The sequence below is a fragment of the Pseudomonas sp. YuFO8 genome (assembly GCF_035065025.1).
In the GTDB taxonomy this organism is placed as follows: Bacteria; Pseudomonadota; Gammaproteobacteria; order Pseudomonadales; family Pseudomonadaceae; genus Aquipseudomonas; species Aquipseudomonas putida_AE.
Window position 1 is genome coordinate 1 of sequence record NZ_JAXDEQ010000082.1, and the last position, 6549, is coordinate 6549.

Annotated in this window: 4 protein-coding genes; all 4 read right to left on the bottom strand. The window is 59.8% G+C overall.

What is annotated here, in order from left to right:
* A partial coding sequence (locus SOP95_RS31190) for a type VI secretion system Vgr family protein (protein WP_323609478.1) occupies window positions 1–1357 on the bottom strand: 1357 nt, incomplete at its 3' end.
* 642 nt (window positions 1358–1999) lie between these two features.
* Window positions 2000–3259, bottom strand: a complete 1260-nt coding sequence (locus SOP95_RS31195) for an SEL1-like repeat protein (protein WP_323609479.1) — start codon at window positions 3257–3259, stop codon at window positions 2000–2002.
* Window positions 3259–5076 carry a phospholipase D-like domain-containing protein gene (locus SOP95_RS31200; protein ID WP_323609480.1) on the bottom strand — a complete coding sequence of 606 codons (1818 nt, stop codon included), beginning with the start codon at window positions 5074–5076 and terminating at the stop codon, window positions 3259–3261. The genes SOP95_RS31195 and SOP95_RS31200 overlap by 1 nt, the downstream gene beginning before the upstream one ends.
* Window positions 5073–6549, bottom strand: a 1477-nt coding sequence (locus SOP95_RS31205; protein WP_323609481.1) for a DUF2345 domain-containing protein, incomplete at its 5' end; no start/stop codon positions are given. The genes SOP95_RS31200 and SOP95_RS31205, both read right to left, overlap by 4 nt.

Below are 6549 nucleotides of genomic sequence, written 5' to 3' on the forward strand. Positions count from 1 at the left end.
TCAGCGGCAGGTGCAGGCCGTGGGTGTCGCCGGCGTAGGGGCGTGCCTGGCGGAGCCACATGCTTTCCTGGCCGAGCTTCCAGGGGTCGCGATCGAAGAGGAAGTTGACCTTGTAGCGGCCTTCGAGGTCGATTTCGGCGTAGGGATCGTTGGCTTTGCCGCTGGTGACGCGGGCCGGCAGGGTGCCGGCGATGATCGGTTTGGGCGGTACCGGCGGGCGGAAGCAGACCATTTCCGCGTAGGGGATGGCCTCGAAATTTACTTCGATGCTGCGGTCGCGGGCGGCGCGGGTGTGCAGGCCGGTGATCACCGCGCCGGGGGCAAAGGCCTGGGGCGCGCCGGCGATTTTCAGCACCTGGCCCGGCGCCAGGGTGGCGCTGCTGCTGGCGCCGCTGAGGTGGGTCTGATCGTTGAGGTAGCGTTCGTGGCGCAGGCGCGCGTAGAAAAAACCGCTTTCGCTTTGCAGGTCTTCGTCCTGGTCGAGGCGATCGCCGAGCACGCGATAGGGTTCGGCGTAGTGGTAGGCCTCGCCGTAGGTGGTGGTCGTGGTGGCGCGGGTCTGGTCGACTTCGCCATCGAGCCGGGCCCGGGCATCGCGGTGGTGATAGGCGCGGAAGTTGATGGATTTCTCCACCACCTGGTGACGGGTTTGCAGGCCCCACACGCCGTCCTCGCCGCTGGCGAAACCGGCCGGCGCACGCAACGGCAGCTTTACGCCGAACTGGTAGTGGCGCTGGTCGTCGTGGAATTCGACGACGTCGATCTGCAGGCGGTCGTCGTGGCTGAAGCGGTACCAGATGCCGACTTCGGCCAGCAGCCGTTCGATGAACGCCAGGTCGCTTTCACCGTACTGCATGACCTGCTCGCGGCGGGGGTATTCACGCACCAGCTGGAACAGGAAGTGCTGGCCAAGAAAGTCGTGGCGACTGCGCAGGATGTGCTCGACGATCTCCGGGACCGACTGCTGCTGGTACAGGCGGTACTGGCGGCCGTGTGCGAGTAGCGCCAGGCGCGGTTGCAGGGTGATTTCATAGCGAGCTTCGTCGCGGGAGCTGGACAGGCGCTGGAAGTTGTTGACCATGCCGTAGAGGCTTCGCAACGGCTTGTACTCGGGCGCTGGAAAGCCTGGGTAAGGTGGCCTTGGCGGCGAGGGGTACAGGCTGAAACGAGCGTCCTTGTTGAGCATCTGCTCGGCGCTGAGGTCCTGATTGGTGCAGGTGAATTCGATGCGATAGGTGAAGGGCTGGCTGAGGTGCTCCTGGCCTTCGAAGGCCAGGACGTCGAAGACAGCGTCGAATCGGTAGATGGTGAACTTGTGGCGAGTGTGGTCAAAGAAAATGCGCGGTGTGTTGGACAAAATCAGTCCTCCCTGGGCTGGATCGGCATACGGGGAGGCTTGGTTTTCCACCCTCGTTCAAGCACACGAGAGCTTTCAGGAATCTAATAAAGGATGGGATCGGACGCTTCCGATGAGCGCGTAGGATGCGTCCGAGATGGTTGCGTGCCGGATCTGTAGGATTTTTTGCGGGGTTGACGAAGGGAGGGACGCGGCGGTAATCCCACGGCATTCAAGCGTTTGGAGCGAGGGTTGTTCCGCCTCTATTGGCAGCGTTTTTTCGAGCAGTTTGCAGAGTGTTTAAAAGCCCATCAGGTTACTTCCCCAAAGCCACAGCGCCTTGCGTCGTCTCCTACGATTACGCCAGAATCCGCCGGCTTGTGCGCCTTGGGGCTGCTCGGTAACTTGATTCGTGTCACTGATGGTCAGTGATCGGGTTTAGTAGCCCGGCCAAGGTTGAAGCGGTGCTCGGCGAGCTGGCGGTGAGTCGGGCGCTGGATCGGATTGATCGGGCTGAATAGAAGATCAAAAGATCGCAGCCTTCGGCAGCTCCTACAGGGGGATGCGTTCACTTGGGAACAGGTCGGCTGTCAGGCCGCCATCGTCGGCAGGCCCCACAATAGATCGGGTACAGCCGCGAGAGACAGGTTGACTGGGAGGACGTCATCGCCGGCAGGCCGGCTCCCACAGTAGGTCGGGTGCAGCCGCGAGAGAGTGGTTGATTGGGAGGGCGCCTTCGCCGGCAAGCCGGCTCCTACAGTAGGTCGGGTACAGTCGCGAGAGACTGGTTGACTGTGAGGGCGCCTTCGCCGGCAAGCCGGCTCCTACAACCGGATAGACTTGACCGCTATAGCAGTACGGCGCGGATAAATGAGCCTGGCTGAATGCGGGTGAACCCGGAAGTCCTCTGCCGGTGGCCGGGTCCAGGAGTTTGGCCTTGGACAGCTGGTTGATCAGCGCTTGGCTGGGCTTTTCCGGTGGGACATTGGCCCGGCGTGCTTCAAGCCATTGAAGCTTGCCATCCCAGGCTGGAAGCTTCGCCGGGGGTAAAGGGACGATTTCGTTGATTTCGGGGACTGTGGGGTTCGCGTAGGAAGCTCTCGCGAGTATTCGCCAGATTTTTTCATAGCGTTCGGCGCGTTCAGGGTCTTCTTGTTGCCCGAGGTAGTACATCGTATTAGTGGAAGGATGACCTCGAAAAGCGTTCTTCAAGCGGCCTGCGGCGCTCTCATTGCCTCCGGCTACGCCCGTCTGCAGAATCTCGATTGCATCGGTGTATTTCCCTTCATCCCTCAGGTACATCGATAGCATGACGGCTGCGTCCCCATTGCCTTGTTCAGCGGCGCAACGGCGCATCTGACGGGCTACGTCTGGCGCGATATCGCTCGGCGCCAGCTTGTCGCCTACATATGCCTGGGCTTGGGCACTTCCCTGATCGGCGGCCTTGCGGTAATAACGTAACGCCATTTCTGAATCTTGCTTCAACCCAGCCGAACCCTGCTGCAAGAAGATTCCCACGAAGTAATATCCCGTGGCAACACTGGCTTCGATCAGTTGTTGGCTCAGGCGCAAGTGTTCATGGCCGTGAAGCTTGAAATGCTGACGCATCGCTCCATTCTGAAGGTTGATGTTGGCTTTGTAATGGCCGTTTTCGGCGGCGATGCGGTACAGCCGTTCGATCTCGACGTCGACGCTCTTGTCTTGCTTTAGCTGATTGTTCTTCTGCAACCAGCGGGCGTACTGGAACAGCACATCTGTTTCTGCTGAGGGGACAGGAGTTTTTTCGTGGGCGCAGGTAAAGGCGAAATTGGCCTTGATGTCGGTGAGCGGATTCACATGAGGGTCCTTCTTCATATAGGTAAAGGTACTGCGGCTATCACAAGCAGCCAGCAGCAGGCACCACAACAAGAGCATGCGGCGCATCAGTCGAGGTCCTTCAGGGTGGCTTTGTCGTAATAGAATTCCACGAGGGGAGCATAGGGCTCCCCGGTTTTCTTATCTTTCTGTCGATTTTTGTTTATTTTGATGATGTTCTGCCAAGCCTCGAACGCCTCATCCGCATCATCCTGCGCCCCCATCCCATTCGTATGCATATCCCACAACCGCCGCCGCAACGCCTGGGTCACGCTCGCCCACTCATGGGCAATGTTCAGCTCGCTATCAACCTGCATGCTGCGGGTGTTGATGTTGGCCGAGCCGTGGGTGGTGAACACGTCGTTGACGATCATCAGCTTGGAGTGGATGTACACCGGCATCCATTTGTCGCCCGCCTTCAAGTCGTTGGCGACCAACGAGCACACATGAACTTTCAGGTTGGGAATGTTCTCCGGAACAAGGGTGCTGTCCTTGATTTGCCGGATGTGCCAATCGAGTTTTTCCTGCCACTGGGCAAGCTCCTGATGCCCGACGCGATCGCTTGGCTCGGGCCGTGGCCGGGGTGGTGCGTTGGCTTTGACCTTTTCAATGCGTTGTAACTTCGTGACTTCGGGAATGGTGTCGGCGCGCCCGAGGCTTTCGAGCATGCGTTGGGTATTGACTGCGCCAGGGCCAAGGCCTTGTTCTGTGTCATTGGTGACAACGAACAGATGCAGGCTGCCATGCTCCACAGGATCACGCCCGGCTCTGGCCTGGCTGGCGGCGACGTCCTTGATCAGGGTAGCCAGGGGAGGCCAGCGGAAATACTGGTTCTCGATGTAGATAAATTGGGTCGCGTTGTTGACGGCTTGCAGGTAAAGCTTTTCGATATCCCGCTTGCCTTCCTGGGGTTGGGTGCGCAGCAGTTGAGCCAACTGCCGGGTGGCGCCGGGCAAGCATTGAAGTTGTGGCCCCACCTGCTTGGCTTGCCGTAGAGCGAGCAGGTCCTCGCCGGTTTCCTTGCGCCAGGCACTGGCGAAGTTGTGGTGCAGGTGTTCGAGAATCGGCCCGCTGACCTGGCTGGAAATATCCTGACGTGGCGTATCACCACGCGGGCCATGATCGGGTCTGGGCTTGCTGTTCCTGGATCGATTTAGCGCGGTATGCCTGTCAGTGTCCCAGTACTCGTCGAGCATGTTGTGGCCCATGACGAAACCGATGGCACGGTCTGGCAGCTCATAATCGACCAGCACCGTCTTTTGGTGGTGTGACGCTGTAAACCGCAGCGCTTGTCGCATATTGGCGCTGATCTGTGGGTCGAGACTTTCATATTTCACCCAGTGGGAAATTTCAGCTCGCTCTTTCCAACTGAAGCCGCGACTGACAAACAGCGGCAGGCCACTCGAACTTCGTTGGGCAGCCTCGAGGTCGGCGACTGCGCAATCGGCAAACCACTGCCGATCATAGGCATATTGGTTATCCGTGGAAGGTTGCATCGCGCGGTTGTAGATTCGGTACGGGCCTTTCCCGGGTAGATTGGCTTCACCCGCCCAACCCGCGCTGTTAAACAATATCTCCCAGCCCAATATCCGCACCTTGACGCCTTCCCGAGCCTTGGCCTTGAGCAGTTCACCGATGCATGGTGCATTGCCATCGCGTATGAAAAACATCGACGGCTGAAAACCCCAGCAGATGATGTCGACCGTTTTCGTGGCTTGGGCGATGGCAAGATGAACAGCCTTGAATGTCTCTTCGCCGTTGACCAATGGCTTATAGGTAGCCATCGCGGGGTGATACTCGGTATTGCACACATACCAGGGCGAACAGCAGGTGGCCTCTTGGGTGTGCTGAAGAGCGACCGGGGTAACGATGTCGGTTGGCCTCATGGTGTTTTCCCTTCCTGATCTTTGATTCCTTCCATCACCGCGGCGTACAGGGCCCGATGATCGGTGTGCGAGGTGGGCTCACTCACCTCGGCATTGGTTCGCGAGGGGTGGTTTTGCAAGCCGCGATTGGCCAAGTGCGCCTGTTCGGGATTGCGGTAGTCGGTGGGAACCGGAATCTGATAGGCAACTCCGTTGGCCATCACCAGCCGATAGGTTTGAGTAACAACCTGGTGGTCAATCAACAGTTGCCCGGTCTTGTCCAACACACCTCGCTTGAGTACTGCGCCGTCGGCGTACAGGGTGTAGGGCATGCCTGCCCAGCCTTCGCTGGAAGCGTTTGGGGTTTGCGGCACATTGAGTCGCAGAACTTGTTTGGACAGGCTTTGCGGATAATCCGGATGGGCGGCGGTCATGCTGGCCGGGCCGCTAAAGGCGAAGTGCGCGGCCTTGAGCTTGTGGTCGCCCGCCGTCCCCGATTCAATGCCGCCTGCATCGAGGCTGAGATAGCTGCCCCCGCCATTGAGGGCGATTTTCTTTTTCGCGGTGATATGGATTTCGTCTTCGGTGCTGGTAATCGACAGCCCGTGGCGAGCGAGCAGTTCCAGGGAGTCGTTCTGCGCCTGCACTGAGATCGGTCCCTGGTTGGCAAACAGCTTGATCCCCAGTTTGCGCACAAACAGGCTAAATCCCTGGCCCACACCCATGAACAAGCGCTTGACCACGCTGATGTCGGCTTCGCCGCCGGCGTTGAGCATCAGGTTGTCCTGCGCCGCCAGTTGCAGGTGCTCGCCACTGCTCAAGGCGATGCCTTGGGGCGCGCTGAGCAGGATCACCTGAGCCTCGAGTTCGTCGAGTTGCTCATGCAGCAGTGACAATTGGGCCTGCACATCGGCGGGATCGGCGTGAGCCGCCTGGGCGGCGCTGGACAGGCCTTGCAGTTGGTCGCCAGCCTGTTGCAAGCGACCCAGTGCAGCCTGCATGTCCAGCACCTGGCCCTGGGCTTTGGGCTGCAGGTCGGCACTGATGAACAAGCCTTTGCCTGCCCGGATGGCGCCGTGCCCATCCGTGCGCAACTCAAATCCTTCGCCACGCTTCTGCTTCTTGGCATCCACCAGATGCCCCAGATTCAACTGACTCTTGCCACTGTGCTCAGTACTGAGCTTGACGTGCTCTTCCCCGCGGTTGTCCTCCATGCGCAGCTTGTTGTTCGCCGGGGTGCGCAGCACGTTGCGGGTGTAGTCGCGTTTGCGCAGGGTCACGTGGTCCGGGTGGTCGCTGTCGTGCAGGGCGTGGGCGATGTACGGGCGGTCGGGGTCGCCCTGTTCGAAGGCGATGGCCACTTCGGTGCCGCAGATCAGCGGCAGGTGCAGGCCGTGGGTGTCGCCGGCGTAGGGGCGTGCCTGGCGGAGCCACATGCTTTCCTGGCCGAGCTTCCAGGGGTCGCGATCGAAGAGGAAGTTGACCTTGTAGCGG

What these genes read in the sequence shown, in the direction of transcription:
- SOP95_RS31195 (WP_323609479.1), bottom strand. Translation starts at nt 3,259, where the DNA reads ATGCGCCGCATGCTCTTGTTGTGGTGCCTGCTGCTGGCTGCTTGTGAT.
- SOP95_RS31200 (WP_323609480.1), bottom strand. Translation starts at nt 5,076, where the DNA reads ATGAGGCCAACCGACATCGTTACCCCGGTCGCTCTTCAGCACACCCAA.